22 protein-coding genes and 3 tRNA genes are annotated in these 25,098 nt (G+C 65.8%); 19 read left to right on the top strand and 6 right to left on the bottom strand.

Going from position 1 to position 25,098, the window contains the following annotated elements; genetic code table 11:
- Positions 1 to 334 precede the first annotated feature (334 nt).
- From AC1DR7_RS04615 to AC1DR7_RS04590, 6 genes are all read right to left on the bottom strand, one after another.
- Positions 335 to 3,652 carry an autotransporter outer membrane beta-barrel domain-containing protein gene (locus tag AC1DR7_RS04615; protein ID WP_478076406.1) on the bottom strand — a complete coding sequence of 1,106 codons (3,318 nt, stop codon included), beginning with the start codon at positions 3,650 to 3,652 and terminating at the stop codon, positions 335 to 337.
- A gap of 412 nt (positions 3,653 to 4,064) precedes the next feature.
- The gene (locus AC1DR7_RS04610) at positions 4,065 to 4,706 is read right to left on the bottom strand and encodes a response regulator (protein WP_256775006.1); all 642 of its coding nucleotides are present in this window, start codon (positions 4,704 to 4,706) and stop codon (positions 4,065 to 4,067) included.
- A 30-nt stretch (positions 4,707 to 4,736) separates the two neighbouring features.
- Entirely contained in the window at positions 4,737 to 7,955 is a 3,219-nt protein-coding gene (locus AC1DR7_RS04605; RefSeq protein ID WP_478052964.1) for a hybrid sensor histidine kinase/response regulator, read from the bottom strand.
- 139 nt (positions 7,956 to 8,094) lie between these two features.
- Positions 8,095 to 9,333, bottom strand: coding sequence for an EAL domain-containing response regulator (locus AC1DR7_RS04600; protein ID WP_457319208.1), 1,239 nt, complete (start codon positions 9,331 to 9,333; stop codon positions 8,095 to 8,097).
- Complete coding sequence (locus AC1DR7_RS04595) at positions 9,330 to 12,173, bottom strand: response regulator (protein WP_478051252.1); 2,844 nt, start codon at positions 12,171 to 12,173, stop codon at positions 9,330 to 9,332. The genes AC1DR7_RS04600 and AC1DR7_RS04595 overlap by 4 nt, the downstream gene beginning before the upstream one ends.
- Before the next feature lie 153 nt (positions 12,174 to 12,326).
- Positions 12,327 to 15,074, bottom strand: coding sequence for a TonB-dependent receptor plug domain-containing protein (locus AC1DR7_RS04590; protein ID WP_478051253.1), 2,748 nt, complete (start codon positions 15,072 to 15,074; stop codon positions 12,327 to 12,329).
- A gap of 168 nt (positions 15,075 to 15,242) precedes the next feature.
- Between AC1DR7_RS04590 and AC1DR7_RS04585 the strand changes: the two genes are divergently transcribed.
- The 19 genes from AC1DR7_RS04585 to rplX all read left to right on the top strand — a co-directional run bounded on the left by AC1DR7_RS04585 (position 15,243) and on the right by rplX (position 25,098).
- Complete coding sequence (locus AC1DR7_RS04585) at positions 15,243 to 16,247, top strand: cyanophycinase (RefSeq protein WP_457321345.1); 1,005 nt, start codon at positions 15,243 to 15,245, stop codon at positions 16,245 to 16,247.
- Positions 16,248 to 16,370: 123 nt separating this feature from the next.
- Complete coding sequence (locus AC1DR7_RS04580) at positions 16,371 to 17,384, top strand: isoaspartyl peptidase/L-asparaginase family protein (RefSeq protein WP_457321343.1); 1,014 nt, start codon at positions 16,371 to 16,373, stop codon at positions 17,382 to 17,384.
- A gap of 138 nt (positions 17,385 to 17,522) precedes the next feature.
- Positions 17,523 to 17,608 (top strand) — tRNA-Tyr (locus tag AC1DR7_RS04575).
- A gap of 28 nt (positions 17,609 to 17,636) precedes the next feature.
- Positions 17,637 to 17,710 (top strand) — tRNA-Gly (locus tag AC1DR7_RS04570).
- Between the two features lie 47 nt (positions 17,711 to 17,757).
- A tRNA-Thr gene (locus AC1DR7_RS04565) sits at positions 17,758 to 17,833 on the top strand.
- Positions 17,834 to 17,874: 41 nt separating this feature from the next.
- On the top strand, positions 17,875 to 19,065 hold the full coding sequence (gene tuf, locus AC1DR7_RS04560; protein ID WP_256775013.1) for an elongation factor Tu: 1,191 nt from the start codon (positions 17,875 to 17,877) through the stop codon (positions 19,063 to 19,065).
- A gap of 333 nt (positions 19,066 to 19,398) precedes the next feature.
- Entirely contained in the window at positions 19,399 to 19,710 is a 312-nt protein-coding gene (gene rpsJ, locus AC1DR7_RS04555) for a 30S ribosomal protein S10 (RefSeq protein WP_010341589.1), read from the top strand.
- Positions 19,711 to 19,721: 11 nt separating this feature from the next.
- Positions 19,722 to 20,372: a 50S ribosomal protein L3 gene (rplC, locus tag AC1DR7_RS04550; RefSeq protein ID WP_256776217.1), complete on the top strand. Its 651-nt coding sequence runs from the start codon at positions 19,722 to 19,724 to the stop codon at positions 20,370 to 20,372.
- A gap of 12 nt (positions 20,373 to 20,384) precedes the next feature.
- On the top strand, positions 20,385 to 20,990 hold the full coding sequence (rplD, locus tag AC1DR7_RS04545) for a 50S ribosomal protein L4 (RefSeq protein ID WP_128095571.1): 606 nt from the start codon (positions 20,385 to 20,387) through the stop codon (positions 20,988 to 20,990).
- Positions 20,987 to 21,286, top strand: a complete 300-nt coding sequence (rplW, locus tag AC1DR7_RS04540) for a 50S ribosomal protein L23 (RefSeq protein ID WP_256776218.1) — start codon at positions 20,987 to 20,989, stop codon at positions 21,284 to 21,286. Before rplD ends, rplW begins: the two co-directional genes overlap by 4 nt.
- Before the next feature lie 10 nt (positions 21,287 to 21,296).
- Positions 21,297 to 22,124, top strand: coding sequence for a 50S ribosomal protein L2 (rplB, locus tag AC1DR7_RS04535; RefSeq protein WP_256776219.1), 828 nt, complete (start codon positions 21,297 to 21,299; stop codon positions 22,122 to 22,124).
- A gap of 6 nt (positions 22,125 to 22,130) precedes the next feature.
- Entirely contained in the window at positions 22,131 to 22,400 is a 270-nt protein-coding gene (rpsS, locus tag AC1DR7_RS04530; protein ID WP_017355409.1) for a 30S ribosomal protein S19, read from the top strand.
- A 12-nt stretch (positions 22,401 to 22,412) separates the two neighbouring features.
- Entirely contained in the window at positions 22,413 to 22,748 is a 336-nt protein-coding gene (gene rplV / locus AC1DR7_RS04525) for a 50S ribosomal protein L22 (protein WP_017355410.1), read from the top strand.
- A gap of 17 nt (positions 22,749 to 22,765) precedes the next feature.
- Positions 22,766 to 23,497, top strand: a complete 732-nt coding sequence (gene rpsC / locus AC1DR7_RS04520; RefSeq protein ID WP_042614225.1) for a 30S ribosomal protein S3 — start codon at positions 22,766 to 22,768, stop codon at positions 23,495 to 23,497.
- Positions 23,498 to 23,502: 5 nt separating this feature from the next.
- Positions 23,503 to 23,916 (top strand): 50S ribosomal protein L16, encoded by a 414-nt coding sequence (rplP, locus tag AC1DR7_RS04515; RefSeq protein WP_068849463.1) that lies wholly within the window; start codon positions 23,503 to 23,505, stop codon positions 23,914 to 23,916.
- On the top strand, positions 23,916 to 24,101 hold the full coding sequence (rpmC, locus tag AC1DR7_RS04510) for a 50S ribosomal protein L29 (protein WP_017355413.1): 186 nt from the start codon (positions 23,916 to 23,918) through the stop codon (positions 24,099 to 24,101). Before rplP ends, rpmC begins: the two co-directional genes overlap by 1 nt.
- Before the next feature lie 11 nt (positions 24,102 to 24,112).
- Complete coding sequence (rpsQ, locus tag AC1DR7_RS04505; protein ID WP_017355414.1) at positions 24,113 to 24,382, top strand: 30S ribosomal protein S17; 270 nt, start codon at positions 24,113 to 24,115, stop codon at positions 24,380 to 24,382.
- A 13-nt stretch (positions 24,383 to 24,395) separates the two neighbouring features.
- A complete protein-coding gene (gene rplN, locus AC1DR7_RS04500) occupies positions 24,396 to 24,764 on the top strand; it encodes a 50S ribosomal protein L14 (RefSeq protein WP_038690286.1) in 369 nt (122 codons plus the stop codon).
- Between the two features lie 16 nt (positions 24,765 to 24,780).
- Positions 24,781 to 25,098, top strand: coding sequence for a 50S ribosomal protein L24 (gene rplX, locus AC1DR7_RS04495; protein ID WP_228886387.1), 318 nt, complete (start codon positions 24,781 to 24,783; stop codon positions 25,096 to 25,098).

Genomic DNA, 25,098 nt, shown 5'->3' with positions numbered 1-25,098 from the left:
TCCACCGCAGACCACGTGGACAATTAATGACCACGCGTGGAAACCCTTGCCGCGTACCGCTTACGCAGGGTTGTCCACAACAAACCCCCACCGCTTTGCCCAGKCGCTGTGGAAAACCGCGTCAGCACCTGGACAAAAAAACGCCACGCCCCGAAAACGTTGGCGTGGCTGGCTTGCACCGACTTGTCCACATCAAACCCCCACGGCTTTCCACGCGGGGTGTGGAAAAGCCACATGCGTGCAGGGGTGTGTTCGGCGTTGCGTGGCGCCGGCCAGCGGCCGGCGCTACCGGTGGCGCCCGTTTCCGGCCCTACGACCGGAAGCGGGCACGCCGTCACCAGCTGTAGGAAACGCCGAGCTGCGCGCTGGTATCGCGGTAGCCCTGACTGCCGGTTTGGTGCACTAGCTGGCCCCAGCCGCGCCAGCCGCCGGCGAAGTTCACCTGCACGCCTGCCTTGGCCTCGTAGATGTCGTCGGGCAGGTCGCGGCGGATCGACACGTCGTCGACCGCGATCGCCGACGCGTTGCCACCGGACCACCAGTTGACCGCGACGAACGGATGCACATCGCCTTGTTTTGGCGTCAGTGCGCGGGTGTACAGGCGTGCGCCCAGCCGGGTACTGGTACCGCCGGCGCGACGGCTCTCCACGGCGGTGCCATTGGCTTCGACCACGTTGTCGGCGTCGTAACGGTTGTGGACGACCTGCAGCTGCGGTTCCAGGTACAGGCCGCGATCGGCAGTGCGCTGCAGCGGCAACACGTAGCCGGCTTCCACCGAACCGCTCCAGTTGCGCGAACGGTAGCGTTCCTCGGCCAGGCCTTCGCCCTGCACGCGGTTGCGGAAGCGGCTGTACTGCACCCAGCTGTCCACATACGCACCCTGTTGCATGTCCGCGTCCTGCAACCAGGTGCCATACAGGCCAAGGGTGGTGCCGGTGACCACGCCGCGCGCGGCGTAGCCGGTCACCGTTGATACGGCATCACTGCTGGCGCGGCCATGGCCACCCATCAGCCCCAGCTGCAGCTGGCCGCCCACGTTGGCGGCCAGCGCATGTCCAATGCCGACCATGACGCTGTCTACGCGGCTGTCCACGCGGACCTGCTCGCCGGCGGCGTGCCGTTCCAGGTTGCTGCTGCGTACGTTTGCCCAGGCCAGCGCGCCGGTTGCATCCTCGGCGTGGACACGGGTGCCCGGATCGCCGGCACGGTCATGCAGGCTGTGCTGGAACATGCGCAGGGCGGCGGACTGGTTGGCCAGGTAGATGGCAGGCTCCGGGCGTTCGACCTTGGGGCCCGGATCCACCGGATCCACCGGATCGATCGGGTCGACCGGGTCGACCGGCTGGCCGGGATCGGGAGTGGCCGGATCCACCGGGTCGATCGGATCTACAGGTTCCACCGGCTCCACGGGATCTATGGGATCTACGGGATCTACGGGCTCCACCGGGTCCACCGGCGCCACATATTCCGAGCGCAGGTACCAGTTGCCGTCATCCGGCGTACTCACCCCGCCCTTGTACAGGAAGTAGTCGTAGGCACCGGCCACGGCGCGCCCCTGCAGCGTGAACTGCGCGTCGGACTGGCCGGCCACGCTGATCAGGCGGATGCCTTCGCTGGTGAGCGCGCCGGCGCCGCCGGCATTGTCCACCCGCACGTTCGCGGTGCCGCTGCTGTTGCCCTGGATCACCAGCGCATCGCCGGCCGAGCCATCATCGCCAAGCTGGCGATTCATCACCCACGTGCCGCCATTGCCAACGTAGTCGCCGGTAATGGTCAAGGTCTTGAAGTCGCCCCGCGTGGGTGCGACGAACGCGATCGTTCCGCCATGCTGCAGCGTCCCCACGGTGGAATCGCCGCGCAGGTTCCAGCGGCTGCTGTCATCCAGCGACAGCGACGCCACGTGGAAGCCGCTGTCGCCGCGCAGCGCGCCGGTCAGCACGCTGGCGTTGGCCAGCGCCATCTGCACGTTGGCGGTGGCGCTGTCCACCACCACATCGCCGGTCAGGCGGCTGTTGTCGGCGCTGAAGAGAATGTCCGAGGTCGCCACCGAGCTGCCATCGGTGAACACGGTATCGCTGACCCGCAACAGCCGGCCACCGTCCACGCTGCCGGCCTGGCGGGCAACCACGTCGGTGTTGTTGAGCGTCAGCGCATGATTGCTGCCCTGCAACCACAGCGCGGGGCCGTCTTCGGTCTGCAACTGGCTGTTGTTGAAGGTCAGGCGGTCCCAGTACGGGCCGAACACGGTGATGTAGGAGYGGTACGCACCGCTGCCTGCGCCCTTGGCATGAATGCCCAGATTGTCCGCGGTGAGCTGTGCGGTGTTCATCTGCACGATGCCGAACGCTGCATCGCCCAGCACGGTGATATGGCCGCCATCGAGCTGCACGTCGGCCGTGCTGCCGCCCAGGAACACGCCGCCACCGCCGTTGCCGTAGGTGGTGATGTCCAGATCGTTGGCGCGGATGCGCGAGTATGGCGTGGGCGGGTTGCTGCCCGACGCACGCAGGCCGTAGACGCCGTCACCGTGTGTGTCGATGCTGCCGCCGGTCATTGTCGCGGTGCCGCCCCAGACGTCCACGCCATGGCCGTAGCCGTTGGTGCCATAGGTGCTGATCACCGTATCGGTCAGATCGGCCAACGAGGCGGCGCTGGACAACCACAGCCCGGACTGGCCATCGCGCACGGTGAAATGTGCGCCGTTGGCGGTGAGCTGGCCCCATTCGTTGACGTTGACGCCGTAGCCGCCGGTGGTATCGAACGTTCCGCCGGTCACCTCGGCCGATGCGTGAATCCCGTTGGCCCGATTGCCGAGCAGGCGGATGCTGCCGCCGTTGGTGGTGGCGCTACCGCCGTTGATGCGCAGCAGGCCGCCGTTGTTGATGTCGAAGTAGCCATTGACCACATCGACATCGGTCAGCGACAGCACACTGCCCACGCCGTTGGAGGACAGCCGACCGCTGTAGCCGCTGTTGCCCGAGGCAAAGGTAAGCTGCAGCGCTTCCATCGCCAGCAGCGCGCCGCCCTCGGCAGACACGGCGCTGTCGCCACCGTTGTTGATTTCGGTGCCGGTCACGTGCAGCTCGCTACCGCTGCCGGTGGCGTACAGCGCATGCCCGCCACTGCTGACGCGGCCGCCGGTCAGCCAGACCTTGCCGCCGCCGGTGGCATTGACCGTGCCGTAGCCGGAGCCGTTGCGATATGCATCGATGACCAGGTTGTTGGCGCGGATCACGCTGCCCGCGCCGCTGGCATTCAAGGCATAGCCGACGCTGGCGCTGCCGTCGCCGAGCTGGATGTGGCCGCCCTCGATCTGCACGCTGCCGCCGGACATGGCGCCGATGCCGCTGCCGTTGCCGGTAACGCCCAGGTCCAGGTCGGTGGCGTGCAGCGTAGCGTCCTGACCCGTTACGGTCACCGCGTAGCTGCTGCCGGTGTGCAGCACGCTGTCACCGCTGGCCAGGTCGAGCGACTCGCCTGCGTTGACGGTGATCGGCACGGTGTAATCCAGCGCGCTGGCCGGCAGCGCCGCCAGCAGTGCCGCACCGAGCGCGATCCGGGTCGGCAGTCCGGCGCGGACCGCGCGCGTGGTCATGGACACCGTGCCACGCTGCCGCGCAAGTTCGGACACCACCTTGCAGCGTCCATTCACGGGGTCCCGCACCAATCGGTAGATTCTGTTCATCCTGGTTTTTCTCGTCGCAAGGCAGCCGTCCGGCGTACGCCAGACGGATCTGCAGACCATGTCGATCGCCATCCGGCGACCACCGTTGCGGCGTCACCGGCACAGGCCGGCAACGCCGCATGGCGACAAGGCGCGGGGGAGGGGGGCGGATGGCAGCGCCATCGCCACGACACGCCGGGGCGTGCATCAGGGGCGTCCTTGAAGCCGTACCGGCGCGACCACTGCGCAGCCGGTAAGCACAGGCTAGGCAGTGACTGCCACCGGAGACATCAGGCGATCCCTAAAGTACGCCGATGCCGGCAGCGTGGTTGGGCCGGCAGTCAGCGAATGCGACAGGCAGGCGCGGTATCCGCCGGCCTCGGGCAGGCCGCGCGCCTGCTCAGGTGAACAGGTCCGATGCCAGGCAGAAGGTGATCAGTTCCTGGTCGGTCTTGGCGCCCAGCTTGCGCATCGCGTTGACCTTCTGGGTGCTGACGGTCTTGCTGCTGCGGTTCAGTCGTCTGGCGATGTCGCCCACGCTCTGGCCGTTGGCGAACAGCCGGATCACCTCGAACTCGCGTGGCGACAGCAGCGAGGCCGAGGAGGCATCACCGGCCCCCGGCAGGGCCTCCTCGCGCGGCAGGTCCGGCGAGCGGTACACGCGCTGGGCCAGCACCGCAGACAGCGCGACGTTGAGTTCCTTCAGATCCCCACTCTTGCGTACCACGCCGCTGGCGCCGGCCCGGTACATCTCGGCGATGATCGAGGGATTGGAGACCATGGTCAGGATCAACACCTGGACATCGGGAAAATTGCGCAGCAGGTAGGAGATCAGCTTGATGCCATCGCCGAGGGCGTCATCGCCGGGCATGTTGTAGTCGGTGATGACGATGTCCGGTGCCAGCGTCTGCATCAACTCGACCAGTGCCGCCGGACTCTGTGCCTGGCCGACCACCTCCAGGCGCGGGTCGCGGTCGATGACATCGGAGATGCCGGCCAGCACGATCGGGTGGTCATCGGCAATGACGATCTTGGTCTTCATGCGTGTTCTCGGCACCGGCAGGAGCAAAACTCAGGGGACATCGGTGGCCTCCGGTGGCGAGCGTTCCAGCCGCACCAGCGCGCGTTCCAGTTCGATCAGGAAGGCCTGCGCTGCTGCGCTGCACGCCGCCACCGTCGCGCCGGCGGCGATTCTATCTTCGATCACCTGGGCAACGTCGACCAGGCGTTGCGCCGAAACCATCACCAACGCCCCGCGGATGCGATGCAGCATCTGCCGGATCTCGTTGGCCTGGCCGCTTTCAACCGCTGCCGACAGGCCCTGCAGGTCGCTGCGCATGGTGGTCAGGAACAGGTCGCGCAGGTGATCGGAGACCACGATCGTATCGACTGGCACATCGCGGGTCGGTGAAAGGTCCACTCCGGCAGGGGCCACCGGTTTGGTCAACCCACTGAGCTGGCGGTACAGCGCCTGCAGCGAAATCGGCTTGACCAGGCAGCTGTCCATGCCGGCGCTGCGGCAGCGCTCGCGCTCTTCCGGCGCGGCGTTGGCGGTGGCACCGATGATGGGTACACGCACGCCGTCTGCGCGCAACCGGCGGGTGAGGGCATACCCATCGATGTGCGGCATGTTGACGTCGGTGAGCACCGCGTCGAAGCGACGCTGTGACCAGTAGCCCAGCGCTTCGTCGCCATCGCTGGCCACCACGGCGTGGCAGCCCAACTGTTCCAGCTGTTCGCGCAGGATCATCTGGTTGATCGGATTGTCCTCGGCGACCAGCACGTGCAGGCCAAGGCGACGGAACTGCGGCGCCGCCGTCGGCGCCTGCCGTGGCGCATCCCCACCTGCGGCCATCAGCAGCGCATCCACCATGGCATCCAGGTTGTGCATGGACACCACCCAGCGCCCGTCGATCCGCTCGGGATGGTCACCGCCGTCGGTTCTGGCCACCACGTGCGGCCCGGCCCAGCCCGGATCGGGCTCGTCCAGCAGCACATCCAGCAAGGGGGTGTGTGCGCTGAAGTTCTGTGCCGATTCGCTGTGGTAGACCTGCGCGGCGGCGCCGCGCTGGCGCAGGCGCTCGCACAGGTTGTCGGCCAGTTCCCGCGATGGCGAGCGCACGTAGACCGCCACGCGCTGGCCGAACGCTGGACGCTGCTCGGCCAGGTCGGGGCTTTCGGCCAGCGGCAGTTCAAAGCTGAAACTGCTGCCCAGCCCGCTGTCGCTGACCACGCGCAGTTCGCCCCCCATCAACTGCACCAGATGCGCGCTGATCGCCAGCCCCAGGCCGGTGCCGCGCATCGCATCGGTGCCCGGGTTGGCCTGGTAGAACGGCTCGAACAGTCGTGCCTGGTGCTCCTGCTGGATACCGATGCCGGTGTCGGCCACCTGCCAGCTCAGTCGCGGCAATTCCCCCGCCGCTTCCACCCCGCGCAGGCGCACGACGATACGGCCGGCATCGGTGAACTTGATCGCGTTGCTGATGAGGTTGTTGAGCACTTGTCGGATGCGCGCGGCATCGCCGATCACCAGCGCCGGAACAGTGCCGTCGATGCACGCATACAGCTGCAGCCGCCTGCGCGTGGCCGAACCGGCATACGAGCGCAATACCTCTTCGGTCAATCCCGCCGGACAGAACGCGACCGGCTCCAGCGCCAGCTGCCCGGCCTCTGCCTTGGACACGTCGAGGATGTCGCTGATCAACTGCATCAGGGTCGACGACGAGCGTTGGATCGTGCCCACGTACTCCTGCTGTCGGCTGTCCAGTGGGGTCAGTCCGAGCAGCTCCAGTGTGCCCAGTACGCCATACAGCGGCGTGCGGATCTCATGGCTCATCGTCGCCAGGAACAGGCTTTTGGCCCGGTTGGCCTGGTCGGCGGCCACGCGCGCCTGCTGCAGCACCAGTTCGGCGTCGTGCTGGGCGGTGAGGTCGATGAACAGGCACAGCATCACCGGCTCGCCGCGGTAGCGCGCGGGGGTGACGGTCACCAGCAGATGGCGTCCGTCGGGCGTGGTGTAGGGCCGCGTGGCAGGGCCCTGGGTATTGGCGTCGGCCGACGCATCATCGCGCCACCCACCATGCCAGCCAGGTGCGTCAGGATGCTCTCCCAGCCAGTTGCGTGCCAGGGCGTTCTCCAGGATCACCTGCCCGTCGCGCTGGCGCAGCAGACACAGACCGATGGGGGCTGCGTCAAGCACGGTGCGGCTGAACGCTTCGCTTTCCAGCAGACGCTCATGGTTCTCGCGCAGCGGGACCAGAACCGAGCGTCGATAGCTGCGCAGCACCAGCACGCCGCCCAGCGCCAGCAGCATCGCGGCAATCACGCTGCCGATCAGCGGCCCGCGGGGATGGCTGAGCAGGCGCGCCCAGCGCACCTGGTACACGGCCTGCCAGCCGTCGTTGGTTCGCATGCGGTAGATCACCCCGTCACGGGTAAAGCTGCGCTGCGCGCCGCCGCCCTCCAGGTGGGGGCCGTGCACCAGTCGACCGTTCGGGTCGATGATGGACAGCTGGTCGTAGATCGTCTCGCCCAGCAGCTGACGACGCTCGTCCAGGCGCGACAGGTCCAGCAGGCAGGCGATCGCCGGCATGGCCCGGGCGTCCGTATCGCCCCACGCGTCGATGTCCCGCGGTGCCTGTGCGATCGACAGCAGGCGGTTGTTGCCATCGCCGGGATCGCGCTCGAACCAGCGCACATCGCCGCGTTGCAGCGAGACACTGGCCGCCACCGCGTGGATGTAGCGCAGCAGCGCCTGCATCGGTGCCGAGGCCGGCCGCACCGGGTCGATATCGTCCACCGTGAGCGGCACCAGCAATCCGGCCGTCCCTTCGCCGCTGACCAGCAGGCAGCGCGGTGAGGGATACAGCGATTCGGCCCAGAACGCGCCGTAGAAGCCGGAGAATCGCACGCCCAGCGCCGATGCCGTGTGTGGCGGTGGCGCCTGGTCATGCAGTACCGAGAACGGGATGTAGGCCCGCGCCGGGTTGGCCAGCTCCACGTTGCCCGACAGTGGCTGGCTGCGGACCGTTCCTGGTGGACCGCCGGGCAACGCTGCGCGCTCGTGATCATGGGCGCGCCAGCGCCGCATGAAGCGCTCCTGTTCCTGCAGTGCGCCATCCAGGCGGCGGAAGTGGAAATCGATCTTGTCCTGTTCTTCCCGCAGCAGCTGAAGGGTGGTGGACAGCACCAACCCGGCCTGGATCGTGGCCAGGACGATCACGCCGATCAACAGCGCATGCACGCGCAGCGAACGGCGGGCGAGCTGGCGGATGGGTGCGGCCTCGGGCATGGGATCCCCTTGTGATGGTGGCAACGACGCGCTGGGTGCCGCGCGATGCCGCGTGCCTGCGATCGTCAACCGTTGTGAACCGATGCACAAGGGTGCGGGGCCGCGCTGGATGGCATGGTGAATGCTGGCCGGTGAGAGCTCAGCGCGTGGCGAGGGTGTCCGGGTGGCCCAGTTCGGTGTGCCGGTGTGCGGCCTTTTCCTGGTCCAGCAACGCACCGAAGGTTTCGGCGGGAATCGCGCGCGAAATCAGGAAACCCTGGACCTGGTTGCAGCCCAGCCTGCGCAGGGTGGCCAGCTCGGCATCGGTTTCCACACCCTCGGCGACGATGTTCAGCCCCAGCTTGCTGCCCAGTGCGATGACCGTGGCCAGCGCGCTGTGCAGCGCCGGATCGCGTGCGCAGCCGCGGACCAGTGCCCGGTCGATCTTGACCTCGGTGAAGGGCGTGCTGACCAGATTGTGCACCGAACTGAGGCCTTGGCCGAAATCATCCTGGGCCAGTCCGAAGCCCTTCATGCGCAACCGGCAGGCCCCGGCGTAGTAATCGCTGACATGGTGGGTGGTGCTGCTCTCCATCAGTTCGAAGCACAGATCCGCGGGAATGCCGCCGTGCTTGAGGGTCAGCTCCAGCAGTTCGTCGGGCAGGCTGCTGCGCTCGAGCAGGTGGGGTGGCAGGTTGATCGACACCGGGATGCGGAAGCCCTGTTCGCGCCAGCGCGCCTGGGCCTGCACGCTGGCCTTGAGGATGTGGCGCAGCAGCGCCGGTTCCAGCCCATGCTGTTCGATCAGCGGCAGGAAGCGACCGGCCTGCAGCGTGCCGTGCTCGGGATGGCGCCAGCGCACCAGTGCTTCGGCGGCCACCACCAATCCTGAATCCAGCGACTTCTTCGGCTGGAACCACGCGGTGATCTGGCTGTCGCCGATCGCCTCGCACAGGCGCTCTCGGCTGGCCAGGATCGGAGCCTCCTCCGGTGCGGTCGGCGGGGGGGCCTCGGCGCTGGCGTGGTCAAGTTGCGCCAGCAGTTCGCCGACATCGGCCGGGGACACCGGCTTGGGCAGGATGCCGAGCACGGTGATCCCCAGCGATTCGGCCATCAACCGTGCCGATGCCATCATCCGTTGCGAGGCCGAGCTGACCAGCGCCAGCATCGGTCGGTGCTGCTGCGCGGCCAGCGCCTGGATGAACTGGATGCCATCCACGCCCGGCATCATCAGGTCGGTCACGACCAGGTCGTAGCGGCGCCAGTTGCACATCTCCACCGCATGCGCCGCATCGCCGCAGGTGTCGGTGGCGATGCCGGGCGCGGCATTGAACATGTTGGCCAGGAAGCCGCGCTGGAACGGCTGGTCTTCGAGGATCAGTACACGGTGGTTGCTCACGTCGGGGCTCCTGCGGTCAGTCCGCCCAGGGCATGGCGGAGGGTGCCGATGTCGATCGGTTTCACCAGGTAGTCGGTCATGCCACCGGCCAGGCAGCGCTCGCGTTCTTCGGGGGTGGCATTGGCGGTGGCGCCGATCACCGGCATCGCGTGGCCCTGCTGGCGCAGCCGCCGGGCCAGCGCGTGGCCGCCAAGGCCGGGCATGTTGATGTCGGTCAGCACCACGTCGAACACCTCGGCGGTGCAGCAGGCCAGCGCCTCGTGCCCGTCGCAGGCGGTGACCACGCTGCAGCCCAGGGTTTCCAGCTGCTCCTTGAGGATCAGGCGATTGATCGGATTGTCTTCGGCGATCAGCACGTGCAGGCCGAGCGCGGCACGCACGACCGGCGTCGTCGAAACCGCCGGTGCCCGGTTGCCATGCTGCAGGCGGAACACCGCATCGGCGATCGCGCGGATGCTGAGGGTAGTGACCGTCAGCTGATCCGGTCGCGCCGGATCGTCGCAGGACGGGTCGCCGGCGTCGGCGGTTGCGATCACCCGCGGACCGGTCCACGCGATCGGCACCGCATCGCGCGGATCGCTGTCGACCAGGATCGCGCCCGGCTCCGTCGGCACAGGCATGTCCGTGCTGTAACGGCGCGCGCTGGCACCCCAGCGCTGCAGCCATTGGCAGGCGCTGTCGGCAAGTTCGGCCAGGGCCGCGCGCACGTACACGGGTGGGTCGCACAGCAGGCGCGGGCCATCGGCGCCGGCGTCGCCCAATGCATCGGCATCCACGCCCAGCGGCAGGATCACGGTGAAGCTGCTGCCCAGGCCGGGCTCGCTGACCAGGCGCATGTCGCCGTTCATCAGCCGCACGAGGTGGTCGCTGATCGACAGCCCCAGGCCGGTGCCGTCCGAACGGCCTGGGCCGTCCGCCTGGCGGAACGGCTCGAACAGCCGCGCATGTTCGGCCGCGGCGATCCCGATCCCGGTGTCGGTGACCTGCCAGCTGACGGTGGCGGTGCCGCCCTCGCAGGCGATCAGTTTGACGCGCAGCACGACGCGGCCACTGTCGGTGAACTTGATCGCATTGCTGAGCAGGTTGCCCAGCACCTGGCGGATGCGGTCGGCGTCGCCGGTGAGCTGCGCAGGCAGGCGCGGATCGGTACAGACCACCATCTGCAGCTGCTTGCGGGCCGCAGCGGCCGCGTAGGCGCGCAGCGTGGTCTCGGCCAGGTCCAGCGGCGAGAACGCCGTGGTGGCCAAGGTGAGCTGGCCCGATTCGATCTTGGAGACATCCAGGATGTCGCTGATCAACTGCAGCAGCACCGACGAGGAGTGCCGGATGGTCTTCAGGTACTCGGCCTGGCGCGGATCCAGCGTCGTGTTGCCCAGCAGTTCGAGGGTGCCCAGCACGCCGTACAGCGGCGTGCGGATCTCATGGCTCATGGTAGCCACGAACGCGCTCTTGGCCTGGCTGGCCTCGTCGGCCACCTGCTTGGCCGCCGACAACGCCGCCTGGATCTGGCGGTGCCGGCTGATGTCGTTGAACACGCACAGCAGCACGTCGTCACCGTGGTAGCGCGTGGCCGCGTACAGCACCTGCAGCTGGCGTCCATCGGCGGTGGTGACGTCGACCGGGCGGCGGCTGCGCGCGGTGCATTGGGCAAGGTCGCCCGTGCGTCGCCACGCCCCGGTCCAGTCGCCGGTGCCGGTATCACTGCCCAACCAGTCCCGCGCGAGCTGGTTTTCCAGCATCACCCGGGCGTCGTGGCAGCGCAGCACGCACATGCCCACCGGCGCCATCTCGATCACCGTGCTGCCGAAATCGAAGCTCTCCAGCAATCGCAGGTGCTGGCGGTGTGCCGGCTGGATGAGCTGGCGGTCGATGCGTCGGATCAGCAACCGCAACGCCGCGATGGCGGCGAGGCATACCAGCAGCGACACCGCGATGTGTACGGCCATATCGCGCAGCAGCAGCGCCGCTGGAAGGTGGTAGACGAGCCGCCAGCCGTCCTGGCCGATGCTCTTCACCAGAGCCAGCCCCTTGGGTATCCCGTGCGCCCAGACGAAGGCGAAGGCATCTGCGTGCTGGCCGCGCAGCCATGTCGTGGGCGGCTCGGCCGAAGGGCTGGAGAGCACGGGCTGACCGCGCTGGTCGAGCAGCAGGAACTCACCGATGTCTTTGCCGGAGACCGTGTCCGCCACCGCGGCTGGATCAAGCGCCAGCACCAGCCAATGCGCCGGATCGGCGCCCTCTTCGGCTGCGCGGTACAGGTAGATCGAGGCCCCGGGGTGGTTCGCCGGCAGCCAGTACACGCCCGTGCCGGGCGCGGCGCGGCCGGCATGCGCACGCAGTACCGACGCGGTCAGCTCGGCCGGCGGGGGTGTTGCCGGCGTGTGCCGACCCTGCAGCCACTGGCGTGGCGCCTGCGGATCGCTGCTCACGTGCACCAGGCGCGCGCCGAAGTCGGCCAGGGTCTGCTCGGCGCGCGCGGACAGCAGCAGGCTGAGCTGCCGGCCGTCGCGGCCCGGCCCCAGCGGCAGTCGCTGTACCTCGCTGTCCTGGCCGTCGTCCGGCCGGGCCGGGGCGGCGGCGGGCAGCGGCGATTCCACCACCGAGTCCACCAGGTAGTTCAACAGGGCTTCGCGATGGTCGAAGTACAGCTGCGCCCGGTAGGCGGCAGCGTTCATGTCGCGGCGATGTACCGACACGTCCTCGCTGAGCTGCGCCAGCAGGTAGAACCCGGCCGTGCCCAGCAGGCAGAACAGCACGCACAGCGACAACCAGCGCAGCAGCACGTTGGCCGCTACGACCGGGGCGTCGAGGGTGGAACGTCGGGGCAGGAGACGATGCATGCGCGCATGCTAGGAAGCGTGGCCGCCCGCGCACATCAGCCGATCCCTAAAACCGGGCGTGYCGCGACCGCGTCACGGGCGCCGTTCAGCTGGATGAAAACGAACGGGCCCGCACAGTGGCGGGCCCGTCCAGTGCTCCGTGCAGGGCGCCGCTTACAGCGCGGTGCCGCCGAACTTGTGCGTGTACTGCAGGTTCACCGTACGGCCGACGGTGTCGAACCAGGACACGTCGTAGTACGGGTAGGGCGTGTAGGTCACGTCCTTGGGCGGCATCTTGTTGGCCACGTTGACCACCGTCAGCGACAGGCGCGAATGGTCGTCGAAGCGGTACTGCAGCGACACGTTGTAGCGGTAGGTGGCGCCGATCCACGGGCTGTCGCCGCTGTCCGGGTCGACGCTCTGGTCGTAGCTGTCGTAGGTCGGCAGCCGACCCAGGCGCGAGCCGTAGACCGTGGCCGACCAGGCGTCCTTCTCCCAGGTGATGCTGGCGCTGGTCTTGGTGCGCGGGATGTCGAAACCGCTGTTGACCGCGAACTGGTCTTCGACCACATCACCCTCGAACTGCTGGAAGTCGTGCGTCTTCACCCAGGTGTGGTTGCCGCTCAGGATGAAGTCGCCCAGCCCGGTGCTCAACCGGTAACGCAGGCCCACATCGATGCCACGCGTGGTTTCGCGCGCGATGTTGATCGGGTTGACGTGCACGCCGTAGAGGCGGCCGTCGCTGGTGCGGGTGACCCGGCCGATCGCATCCACGCAGGTCGGCGAATCGGCCTCGGCGTTGCCCAACCGGCATGCCGCTTCATCGCGCAGGATGGTGCCCACGTCCATGTCCTGCACCTGGTTGCGCATGTCGATGTCGAACCAGTCCACCGACAGGTCCAGGCCGATCGCCGGCGACCAGACCAGGCCGGCGCTCCAGGAGGTGCTGGTCTCCGGGTCGAGATTGCGGTTGCCCTCGCGGGTGCGGATCAGGTTTTCCTCGTAGTCCGAGCAGTCCTCGGCCTGGTCCAGCTGGCAGTTGTAGTAGTCGTTGTTGCTGGTCTCGTCATTGCCCGGGCCGGCGTATACGTAGTGCAGGTCCGGCGCGCGGAACGCGGTGCCGTAGGAGCCGCGCACCAGCAGGGTATCGATCGGGCGCCATTCGATGCCGCCACTCCAGGTCGCCTTGCCGATGCTGTTGCCCGAATAGCGGTACTGGTCGTAGCGACCGGCCACGCTCACGTTGAGGGTGTCGTGCAACGGCAGGCGCAGTTCGGCGGCCGTGGCCCAGCGATTGCGGCTGCCGTGTCCGTCCGAATCCTTCCAGCTGTAGTAGTAGTACCCGGTCGCCAGCGGATCGGGGTTGAGCGCGTAGGACTGGTTGCCGAACTCGGCGGTGGCGGCGAAACCGGCCTTGCCGCCCGGGAGTTCAAACAGCGCGCCGTTGGTCAGGGTCAGCGCGGCGGTGTCGGTGCGCGACTTCGGCGTATAGGTCGTCTTGGCGGCGATCGAATCGTATTCGCTGCGACTCAGCGGCCGGTACAGGCGCGCCGGGTCGGCGTTGAATACCGGGAACACGTTGTCATCCTCGTCGGTGTACTCGCCCAGCTGCTCGCCCAGGAACAGCGTGTTGGCCTTGGCGGCGATGATCTGCGGCCAGCGGATCGAAGACTGGTACTGCGAGTGGCTCAGCGAGGCCTCGTAATCCCAGTTCGCGTCCAGGCTGCCCTTGAAGCCGGTGGTGACACTGAAGGTCTTCTGGGTGCTGCGGATCATGCCGTTGCGCAGCCCGCCCATTTCCTCCGGCGAGAACTGACGCTGCCAGAACTCGACCTGGTCGGTGGCCTGGTTGTAGAAGTAGCCGTCCTCGTTGCCGTCGGCAGCCATCCGGCCCCACTGGGTCACATCGCGCATCAGTGCGATGTCGTGGTAGCCCATCTGCACGTCGGCAAACCAACTGGCCCCGTTGTCGAAGGCGTAGTTGAGCGAGGCATAGCCGTTGACGCCACGGCGCTTGCTCAGGATGGTGCCGTAGCCGATGGACGTGTCGCTGCCGCAGTAGAAGCCGTAGCGCGCGCGCTCGGCGTACCGGGTGCTGCCACGGTTCTGCCCGGCCAGCGCATCGCAGGTGGCCTGGCCCGGGTCCAGGTAATCATCGTTGTAGTCGGTGCGCAGGTAGGCACGGCGCGCGGCACGCGCACTCTCGGTCGGCGCATCCTGGGTGGCGTCCTGCTGGCTGCGCTGATAGGCCCACAGCGGCGTCTGCGACTGCAGCTCAAGGCTGTACACCGCGCTGAAGCGACCGGCATCGAAACCGCTGGCCAGGCTGATGTCGAACGACTCGCCACCGCCTTCGGTGGTGGTGCCCATGCGCATGTCCACGGTCGTGCCATCCACGCGCTTCTTCAGGATGAAGTTGACCACCCCGGCGATGGCGTCCGAACCGTAGATCGCCGAGGCGCTGCCGGTCAGCACTTCGATCCGCTCGATCATCCCGATCGGGATGTTGGAGACGTCGGTGAAGTTGCTGCGGCCCTGGAACGGCATCGGGAAGTCGGCGATGCGGCGGCCGTTGACCAGCACCAGGGTATGGTTCGGGCCCAGCCCGCGCAGGTCGACCTGCTGCGCGCCGGGCGAGAAGTCGGCGCCGCTGGAGGACTGCTGGCTCTGGGTCTCACCCCCGTTCTGGGTCATCGAGCGCAGCACATCGGGCACGCTGGTGAAGCCGCTGGCCTGGATCTGCTCGGCGGTGATCACCGTCACCGGTGCCGGGCCCTCCACCTGCGCACGCGGAATGCGCGACCCGGTGACCTGCACCGTGTCCAGTTGCTGCACCCCGGGGGCGGAAGTCTGGGCACCCGCGGTCGCGGCCACACCCATCAACGCCAGCTGGATCGACCACGCCATCGCCTGTTTACGCATGAGAATTCTCGAGAAGAAAGTGTCGGCCTCGAGGGAGGCCTGTCCCCCATTCACATTTCGCGAATGGACGGCGCGCATTTAACGCCTTTTTTACGGGGTTGACCACTGCCATGTTCTCTGGCACACAGTGGAAGCGTTTACACCCTCGATGTGTTCAGGGAGATCAGCGTGCACAAGGCTCTCCGCCCCCTCGCGCCCCTGCTCTGGCTGCTGTCGGTCGGCCTGGCTGCGCCGGTCCATGCCCAATCGCTGCAGGACCCCGGTTATCGCTACTACGAGGTCGGGGACCTGGACGCGTCGCCGGCCGCGCATACCGAACCGGCGATGATGCTGATGGGAGGCGGGGAGTGGGTGCCCGAGGCGTTCCAGTGGTGGCTGCAGCGGGCCGGGCACGGCCGCGTCGTGATCCTGCGCGCCTCCGGCGCCGATGACCTGCAGGAGCGCCTGTACCGCGGCATCGGAGGGGCCGCCTCGGTGCAGACCCTGGTGTTCGACAGCCGCCGCGCCGCCGATGACCCGGCCGTGCTGCGGGTGGTGGCCGCGGCGGATGCGATCTTCATCGCCGGCGGCGACCAGTCCCGCTACATCCGCTTCTGGAAAGGCACCGCACTCAATGCCGCGCTCAACGCGCATGTCCGTGCCGGGCGCCCCATCGCCGGCACCAGTGCCGGGTTGGCCATCCTTGGCGGGTACAGCTACGGCGCCCTGGACGGCGGCAGCGTCACCTCCGAACGCGCGCTGCGCGACCCGATGGGCAGTGCGGTCACCCTGGACAACGACTTCCTGACCTTGCCGTACCTGTCCAACGTGGTCACCGACACCCATTTCGGCAAGCGTGACCGGCTCGGCCGGTTGATTGTCTTCGTTGCCCGGGCGGCTCTGCAGGCCGGGCGTGATGACATGGTGGGCATCGGCGTGGACGAGGACACCGCGCTGTGCGTGGAGGCCGATGGGCGAGGGCGCGTGCTCAGCAATGACGACGGCTACGCCTGGCTGGTGATGCCCCGGCATACCGCCGAGCGCCTGCGCGATGGTGAACCGCTGGATTTCCACGCGATCCCGGTCACCGGCGTGGGCAGCGGCAGCCTGCTGCATCTGGATGGATTCGGCGTGGACGATGCGGCCTTCCGCATGACCGCCGACATCCGCGACGGCCACCTGCAGCTGCGGTAGCGCGCACCCGTTGGCCGCAGCGATACCCGGATCACGCGCAAGGTCCAGCTGGGCAGGGCACAGGCCTACCCGCGCCGCGCATCTGCGGCCATGATGGACCTTCCCAACCTGCCGGTGCCGCCGATGTCCCGTCCAACCGCGTTGCTGTTGTCGCTGTGCCTGTCGATGCCGCTGGCGGCTACCGCCGCCAGCCCGGTGCTGGTCCTTCATGGCGGTGCCGGCGTGGAGCGCAAGGATCTGTCGCCGGCCGAGGAAAAAGCCGCGCGCGCCGCCCTCCAGCAGGCACTGTTGAAAGGCCATGCCGTGCTGGCTGCGGGCAAGCCGGCACTGGACGCGGTCACCGCAGCCATCACCGTGCTCGAGGACGATCCCACCTTCAATGCGGGCAAGGGCGCGGTGTTCACCCACGATGGCCGCAACGAACTGGATGCGTCGCTGATGGATGGCGCCACGCTCAAGGCCGGTGCGGTGGCTGGGGTGCAGCGGGTGCGCAACCCGATCCTGCTGGCCGAGGCGGTAATGCAGCATTCCCCGCACGTGATGATGGTCGGGCAGGGCGCCGAAGCGTTCGCCGCCACCCAGGGCATCACGCTGGTCGATCCGTCCTACTTCCGCACCGGGAAGCGCTGGCAGCAACTGCAGAAAGCGCTCAAGGAACAGGCCAGCGGCCAGGCCCATGCCGATCTGGAGACCGCGCGCCACTTCGGCACCGTCGGTGCGATCGCGCTCGATGCGCAGGGACACCTGGCCGCCGGCACCTCCACCGGCGGCATGACCAACAAGCGCTTTGGCCGCGTCGGCGACTCGCCGATCATCGGCGCCGGCACCTATGCCAACGACATGTGCGCGGTGTCGGGCACCGGCTGGGGCGAGTACTACATCCGCACCGCCGCCGCCTACGACATCTGCGCACGCATGCAGTACCTCAAGCAGAGCCCGGCCGAGGCCGGACGCGCGGTGATCAACGCGCGCATCCCCGCGCTGGGCGGCGACGGTGGGGCGATCGTGTTGTCCGCCGACGGTCGCGTGGCCACGCCGTTCAACACCCAGGGCATGTACCGCGGCTGGATCGGGGCCGACGGCGTGCCGCACGTGGCCATCTTTGCCGACGAAGCGCTGCCGCTTCCCGCGCAATAGCCCGTCGTTGCGGCGGAATTTGCGATTGCTGTGAAAAAGTTGAAAAAGAGTGTTGACAGAACCAGTCTTCACCCCCAAAATTCACGGCTCTTCCACCCCACACCGAAAACGCTTCGGCGCCACGGGACAGGGTGGTAAGGAGGGATACCCAAGCGGCCAACGGGGGCAGACTGTAAATCTGCTGGCTTACGCCTTCGGTGGTTCGAATCCACCTCCCTCCACCAGTTTCATGTTGTGGCAAGAGCTTCCGATGCGGGAGTAGTTCAATGGTAGAACCTCAGCCTTCCAAGCTGATGGTGCGGGTTCGATCCCCGTCTCCCGCTCCATTGAATGAATTTGAATATATTCAAATTCGTGCCATAATACAAAACTCGCTCACGTAGCTCAGTCGGTAGAGCACCTCCTTGGTAAGGAGGAGGTCGAAGGTTCGATTCCTTTCGTGAGCACCATCTAAGTGCTACCAATTCAGACGATTTCGAGATAAGCAGCCATGGCCAAGGGTAAGTTCGAGCGCACCAAGCCGCACGTCAACGTCGGCACCATCGGTCACGTCGACCACGGCAAGACCACGCTGACCGCCGCACTGACCAAGATCGGTGCTGAGCGCTTCGGTGGCGAGTTCAAGGATTACTCCGCGATCGACGCCGCGCCGGAAGAAAAGGCGCGTGGCATCACGATCTCGACCGCGCACGTCGAATACGAATCCACCGAGCGTCATTACGCCCACGTGGATTGCCCGGGCCATGCTGACTACGTCAAGAACATGATCACCGGTGCTGCCCAGATGGACGGCGCGATCCTGGTCTGCTCGGCCGCTGACGGCCCGATGCCGCAGACCCGCGAGCACATCCTGCTGTCGCGTCAGGTCGGCGTGCCGTACATCGTCGTGTTCCTGAACAAGGCCGACATGGTGGACGACGCCGAGCTGCTGGAACTGGTCGAAATGGAAGTCCGCGAGCTGCTGAGCAAGTACGACTTCCCGGGCGACGACACCCCGATCATCGCGGGCTCGGCCCGTCTGGCGCTGGAAGGCGACCAGAGCGACATCGGCGTGCCGTCGGTGATCAAGCTGGTCGAGGCGCTGGACACCTGGATCCCGCTGCCGGAGCGTGACGTCGACAAGGCATTCCTGATGCCGGTCGAAGACGTGTTCTCGATCTCGGGCCGCGGCACCGTGGTGACCGGTCGTATCGAGCGCGGCGTGATCAAGGTCGGCGAAGAAATCGAAATCGTCGGTATCCGCGACACCGTCAAGACCACCGTGACCGGCGTGGAAATGTTCCGCAAGCTGCTCGACCAGGGTCAGGCAGGCGACAACGCCGGTCTGCTGCTGCGCGGCACCAAGCGTGACGACGTCGAGCGTGGYCAGGTCCTCTGCAAGCCGGGTTCGATCAAGCCGCACACCCAGTTCGACGCCGAAGTCTACGTCCTGTCCAAGGATGAAGGCGGCCGCCACACCCCGTTCTTCAAGGGCTACCGTCCGCAGTTCTACTTCCGTACCACCGACATCACCGGTGCGGTCGAGCTGCCGGAAGGCGTGGAAATGGTCATGCCGGGCGACAACGTGAAGATGGTTGTCACCCTGATCAACCCGGTCGCCATGGATGAAGGCCTGCGCTTCGCGATTCGTGAAGGCGGTCGTACCGTCGGCGCCGGCGTGGTCTCCAAGATCCTCAAGTAATCTGCTAGAATCTTCGCCCCGATGTTGCCTGGGTAGGGCATCGGGGCGGAACCAAACGGGAAAAGAGGCGCAGGAAGCTCCTCGTGTTCCCCAGACCAGGAAGGGTCGCGCCATTCAGGCAGTGTCAACAGGTCCCCTGTTGACCGCCACGTTGTATGCGCGCTATACTTTTTGTCTGGGCAGATCGGGAGACCGGTCTGCCTCGATTTTTGAGGTCTACGGAAAGATCTTGTCGCCGCACGGGAATGTGCGGCGTCTGCATTCAGGATATTCATGGGACAAGGCAACCCAGAGGCCTTGTCCGTCGCTCTTTTAACGAAGGAACCCACCGTCATGGCGGACCAAAAGATCCGGATTCGGCTGAAGGCGTTCGATCATCGTTTGATCGACCGTTCGGCCAGCGAGATCGTAGAAACGGCAAAGCGGACCGGCGCGCAAGTGCGTGGCCCGATCCCGCTGCCGACCAAGATCGAGCGTTACACCATTCTCGTTTCCCCGCACGTCGACAAAGACGCGCGTGACCAGTACGAGACCCGCACGCATAAGCGCGTGCTCGATATCGTTGACCCGAACGACAAGACCGTGGACGCGCTGATGAAGCTCGAACTGGCTGCCGGCGTCGACGTTCAGATCAAGCTGACCTGAGGACTACGACCATGACGAAGAAATATTCGTTGGGCTTCGTGGGCCGCAAGGCTGGCATGAGCCGCGTGTTCACCGAAGATGGCCAGGCCATCCCGGTAACCCTGATTGAAGCCACCCCGAACCGCATCGCGCAGATCAAGACCGTCGAAGCTGACGGCTACAGCGCCGTGCAGGTGACCGTCGGCGCGCGTCGCGCTGCCCTGGTCAACAAGCCCGAATCCGGTCACTTCGCCAAGGCGAAGGTCGAAGCCGGTCGTGGCCTGTGGGAATTCCGCGTTGAAGACGCGCAGCTCGGCGATTTCGCCGTCGGCGGCGAAGTCAAGGCGGACATCTTTGAAGTTGGCCAGAAGGTCGACGTCCAGGGTGTCACCAAGGGTAAGGGCTTCCAGGGCACCATCAAGCGCTACAACTTCCGTATGGGCGATGCAACCCACGGTAACTCGCTGTCGCATCGCGCGCCGGGTTCCTTGGGCCAGCGCCAGACCCCGGGTCGTGTTTTCCCGGGTAAGAAGATGTCCGGCCACATGGGTTCGGTGCAGCAGAGCACCCAGAACCTTGAAGTGGTGAAGGTCGATGTCGAACGTGGTCTGATCGCAATCCGTGGTGCCGTTCCGGGCGCAGCGGGTGGTGACGTGATCGTTCGTCCGGCTAGCAAGGCATAAGGAGAGATGACGATGGAACTCGTTATCACGGGTAGCAACAACAAGGTCTCGGTCTCCGATGCCGTGTTCGGTCGCGATTTCAGCGAAGATCTGGTTCACCAGGTCGTCGTTGCTTACCGCAACGCCGGTCGCGCCGGCACCAAGGCGCAGAAGACTCGCTCTGAAGTGGCTGGTACCACCAAGAAGTCGAAGAAGCAGAAGGGCGGCGGCGCGCGTCATGGCGCACTGACGGCTCCGATCTTCGTCGGCGGTGGTGTCACCTTCGCGGCCAAGCCGCGCAGCTTCGAGCAGAAGGTCAATCGCAAGCAGTACCGTGCAGCCATGTGCGCGATCCTGTCCGAGCTGAACCGTCAGGGCCGTTTGACGATCGTGGAGTCCTTCGATGTCGAAGCGACCAACACCAAGTCGTTGATCGCCAAGCTGGCCGGCCTGGAAGTGGGCAAGCGCCCGCTGATCGTCACCGAAGATGCCTCCGAGCACCTGTACCTGTCGGCGCGCAACATTCCCTACGTGGAAGTGCGTGACGTCCAGGGTCTGGACCCGGTGTCGCTGGTCGGTGCCGACACGGTCGTCATCACCGCTGACGCGGTCAAGAAGGTCGAGGAGTGGCTGGCATGAGCGCCAACGAGAAAGTCTTCAGCGTGCTGCGTGCTCCGCGAGTCTCCGAAAAGACCGCGCGCCTGCAGGAACATTCCAACCAGTATGTCTTTGAAGTGTCGAACGAAGCGACCAAGGCCGATGTAAAGGCCGCGGTAGAGCAGTTGTTCGCCGTCAAGGTCGAGTCGGTCAACGTGCTGAACGTGAAGGGCAAGAACAAGTCCTTCCGTAACCGCACCGGCCGTCGCGGCGATTGGCGCAAGGCATACGTGCGTCTCGCCGATGGCCAGTCCATCGATGTAACGGCCAAGGCCTGAGGTCCATCCCATGCCATTGATGAAATTCAAGCCCACTTCCCCCGGCCGCCGTTCGGCCGTGCGCGTGGTTACGCCCGATCTGCACAAGGGCGCACCGCACGCAGCGTTGCTGGAGCCGCAGAGTAAGTCCGGTGGTCGTAACCACCACGGCCGCATCACCACCCGTCACGTTGGTGGTGGTCACAAGCAGCACTACCGCGTCATCGACTTCAAGCGCAACAAGGAAGGCATTCCGGCGCGCGTGGAACGCATCGAATACGATCCGAACCGCACCGCCCATATCGCCCTGCTGTGCTACGTCGACGGCGAGCGCCGCTACATCATCGCACCGAAGGGCCTGAAGGCCGGTGACCAGGTGATCGCGGGCTCGGACGCGCCGATCAAGGCGGGCAACACCCTGCCGCTGCGCAACATCCCGGTCGGTACCACTGTCCACGGCATCGAACTGAAGCCGGGCAAGGGTGCCCAGATCGCCCGTGCCGCCGGCGCCGCCGTGCAGCTCGTCGCTCGTGAAGGCATCTACGCCACCCTGCGCCTGCGCTCGGGTGAAATGCGCAAGGTGCCGGTCGAGTGCCGCGCCACCATCGGTGAAGTCGGTAACGACGAACACAACCTGGAAAAGCTGGGCAAGGCTGGCGCCAAGCGCTGGCGCGGTGTTCGCCCGACCGTTCGTGGTGCTGCCATGAACCCGGTTGACCATCCGCACGGTGGTGGTGAGGCGAAGGCCGGCCAGGGTAATCCGCATCCGGTCACCCCGTGGGGTGTTCCGACCAAGGGTTACAAGACGCGCAAGAACAAGCGCACCCAGCAATTCATCGTCCGCGATCGTAGGGGCTAATCGACCATGGCACGTTCACTCAAGAAGGGCCCGTTCGTCGATCACCACCTCGTCAAGAAGGTGGAGGCCGCTGCGGGTAGCAAGAAGCCGATCAAGACCTGGTCGCGCCGTTCGATGATCCTGCCGGAAATGGTAGGCATCACCATCGCCGTTCATAACGGCAAGAACCACGTCCCGGTGCTCGTCAACGAGAACATGGTCGGCCACAAGCTCGGCGAATTTGCCATCACCCGGACCTTCAAGGGTCACGGTGGTGACAAGAAGTCGGGCAAGTAAGGAGAGATGACAATGGAAGCGAAAGCAATCCTGCGCTCCGCGCGCATCTCTGCGCAGAAAGCCCGCCTGGTCGCAGACCAGGTGCGTGGCCTGCCGGCCGAGCGTGCGGTCAACCTGCTGAAGTTTTCGGATAAGAAGGCTGCCCACCTGATCAAGAAGGTGGTGGAGTCGGCTATCGCAAATGCCGAAAACAACCAGGGCGCCGACGTCGACGAGCTGAAGGTTCAGACCATCATGGTAGATGAAGGTCCGACCCTGAAGCGTTTCATGGCGCGGGCGAAAGGCCGCGGCACCCGCATCCTCAAGCGCACCAGCCACATCACTGTGGTTGTGGGCGCCGGCAAGTAAGCGGAAAGGAAAACACCATGGGTCATAAAGTTCATCCGATTGGTATCCGCCTCGGCATTTCCAAGGACTGGAACTCCAAGTGGTACGCCAACAAGGCCGAGTTTGCTGGTTATCTGGCAGCCGACCTGAAGGTGCGGGAAATGCTGCGCAAGAAGCTTGCGCAGGCCGGCATCAGCAAGATCCTTATCGAGCGTCCGGCAAAGACCGCTCGCGTGACGATCCACACCGCCCGTCCGGGCGTGGTGATCGGCAAGCGCGGTGAGGACATCGAAAAGCTGCGCAAGGAAGTGAGCGAGATGATGGGCGTCCCGGCGCACATCAACGTCACCGAAGTGCGCAAGCCCGAGCTGGACGCGCAGCTGGTTGCCGAGTCGATCGCGCAGCAGCTGGAGCGTCGCATCATGTTCCGCCGTGCAATGAAGCGCTCGGTCGGCAACGCGATGCGCCTCGGTGCCCTGGGCATCAAGGTCAACGTCGGTGGCCGCTTGAACGGTGCAGAAATCGCCCGTTCGGAGTGGTACCGCGAAGGCCGCGTGCCGCTGCACACGCTGCGTGCCGACATCGACTATGGCTTCGCTGAAGCCAAGACGACCTACGGCATCATCGGCATCAAGGTCTGGATCTACAAGGGCGAGGTTTTCGATTTCTCCCAGGTTGGCCAGGAAAAGCAGGACGATTCCCCGCGCAACGATCGTAACGATCGCGGCGACCGTGGTGACCGTCAGCGCCCGGCCCGTGAAGCGAGGTAACGACAATGTTGCAACCCAAGCGAACCAAGTACCGCAAGGTACACAAGGGCCGTAACGATGGCCTGAGCTGGAGCGCCAATGCTGTCAGCTTCGGCGAGTACGGCCTGAAGGCAACCGCCCACGGTCAGCTGACCGCGCGTCAGATCGAAGCGGCCCGCCGCTCGATCAGCCGCTACGTCAAGCGCGGTGGCAAGATGTGGATCCGAGTGTTCCCCGACAAGCCGATCACCAAGAAGCCCATCGAAGTCCGAATGGGTTCTGGTAAGGGCAACGTGGAATACTGGGTCGCCCAGATCCAGCCCGGCCGCATGATCTATGAAATTGAAGGTGTGGGTGAAGACGTGGCTCGCGAGGCGTTCCGCCTGGCGGCCGCCAAGCTCTCCGTGACCACCACCTTCGTGACCCGGACGGTGATGTAATGGATATCAAACAACTTCGCGAAAAGTCGGCTGACGATCTGAAGGCCCACCTGACCGATCTGCGTAAGGAGCAGTTCTCGCTCCGCATGCAGCAGGTTACCGGCCAGCTGCCGAAGACTCACGAAACCCGCCGGGTCCGCCGCGAGATTGCTCGCGTCAAGACCCTGCTCGGCAGCACCAAGTAAGGATGGCCGCGATGAGCGACAATACTGAAAACAAGACGCTGCGCACGGTCGAAGGCCGTGTCGTCAGCAACAAGATGGACAAGACGGTCACCGTGTTGGTGGAACGCCTGGTCAAGCACGCCCTGTACGGCAAGTACATCAAGCGTTCGACCAAGCTCCACGCACACGACGCCGACAACGCCTGCAACGAAGGCGATGTCGTCCGCGTGACCGAAATTGCTCCGATGTCCAAGACCAAGAACTGGCGCGTGGTGGAAGTCATCACGCGTGCGGCTGAATAAGGAGATCTGAATCATGATCCAGATGCAGAGCTACCTCGAGGTCGCGGACAATTCCGGTGCCAAGGAAGTGATGTGCATCAAGGTGCTGGGCGGCTCCAAGCGTCGCTACGCCCACATCGGTGACATCATCAAGGTAACCGTGAAGGATGCAATTCCGCGTGGCAAGGTCAAGAAGGGTGAAGTGTTCGACGCCGTCGTGGTGCGTACCCGCAAGGGTGTGCGTCGCGCCGACGGTTCGCTGATCCGTTTCGACGCCAACGCTGCGGTCCTGCTCAACAACAAGCAAGAGCCGATCGGCACCCGCATCTTCGGACCGGTGACTCGTGAACTTCGTACCGAGAAGTTCATGAAGATCGTCTCGCTCGCTCCCGAAGTGCTGTGAGCGACAGGAGATAATCATGGCTAACCGTATCAAGAAGGGCGACCAGGTCGTCGTCAACACCGGCAAGGACAAGGGCAAGCAGGGCGAAATCGTCCGCGTCGACGGCGATCGTGTGATCGTCGCCAACGTGAACATCGTCAAGCGCCACACCAAGCCGAACCCGCAGGCAGGCGTTGCCGGCGGCGTGGTCGAGCGTGAAGCGTCGATCCATATCTCCAACGTGAATGTGCTGAACCCGGCTTCGGGCAAAGGCGAACGCGTTGGTTTCAAAGTGCTGGAGGATGGACGCAAACTGCGTGTGTTCCGCTCCAGCGGTGAGGCGCTCGACGCCTGA

It is taken from the genome of Stenotrophomonas sp. P5_A9, from assembly GCF_056400525.1.
This window is presented reverse-complemented; position numbering and strand designations above follow the sequence as displayed.

Coding starts and splice junctions, on each gene's coding strand:
- AC1DR7_RS04610 (WP_256775006.1), bottom strand. CDS start 4,706: ATGAAGACCAAGATCGTCATTGCCGATGACCACCCGATCGTGCTGGCC.
- AC1DR7_RS04605 (WP_478052964.1), bottom strand. CDS start 7,955: ATGCCCGAGGCCGCACCCATCCGCCAGCTCGCCCGCCGTTCGCTGCGC.
- AC1DR7_RS04595 (WP_478051252.1), bottom strand. CDS start 12,173: ATGCATCGTCTCCTGCCCCGACGTTCCACCCTCGACGCCCCGGTCGTA.
- AC1DR7_RS04590 (WP_478051253.1), bottom strand. CDS start 15,074: ATGCGTAAACAGGCGATGGCGTGGTCGATCCAGCTGGCGTTGATGGGT.
- AC1DR7_RS04580 (WP_457321343.1), top strand. CDS start 16,371: ATGTCCCGTCCAACCGCGTTGCTGTTGTCGCTGTGCCTGTCGATGCCG.
- rpsJ (WP_010341589.1), top strand. CDS start 19,399: ATGGCGGACCAAAAGATCCGGATTCGGCTGAAGGCGTTCGATCATCGT.
- rplC (WP_256776217.1), top strand. CDS start 19,722: ATGACGAAGAAATATTCGTTGGGCTTCGTGGGCCGCAAGGCTGGCATG.
- rplD (WP_128095571.1), top strand. CDS start 20,385: ATGGAACTCGTTATCACGGGTAGCAACAACAAGGTCTCGGTCTCCGAT.
- rplW (WP_256776218.1), top strand. CDS start 20,987: ATGAGCGCCAACGAGAAAGTCTTCAGCGTGCTGCGTGCTCCGCGAGTC.
- rplB (WP_256776219.1), top strand. CDS start 21,297: ATGCCATTGATGAAATTCAAGCCCACTTCCCCCGGCCGCCGTTCGGCC.
- rpsS (WP_017355409.1), top strand. CDS start 22,131: ATGGCACGTTCACTCAAGAAGGGCCCGTTCGTCGATCACCACCTCGTC.
- rplV (WP_017355410.1), top strand. CDS start 22,413: ATGGAAGCGAAAGCAATCCTGCGCTCCGCGCGCATCTCTGCGCAGAAA.
- rpsC (WP_042614225.1), top strand. CDS start 22,766: ATGGGTCATAAAGTTCATCCGATTGGTATCCGCCTCGGCATTTCCAAG.
- rplP (WP_068849463.1), top strand. CDS start 23,503: ATGTTGCAACCCAAGCGAACCAAGTACCGCAAGGTACACAAGGGCCGT.
- rpmC (WP_017355413.1), top strand. CDS start 23,916: ATGGATATCAAACAACTTCGCGAAAAGTCGGCTGACGATCTGAAGGCC.
- rpsQ (WP_017355414.1), top strand. CDS start 24,113: ATGAGCGACAATACTGAAAACAAGACGCTGCGCACGGTCGAAGGCCGT.
- rplN (WP_038690286.1), top strand. CDS start 24,396: ATGATCCAGATGCAGAGCTACCTCGAGGTCGCGGACAATTCCGGTGCC.
- rplX (WP_228886387.1), top strand. CDS start 24,781: ATGGCTAACCGTATCAAGAAGGGCGACCAGGTCGTCGTCAACACCGGC.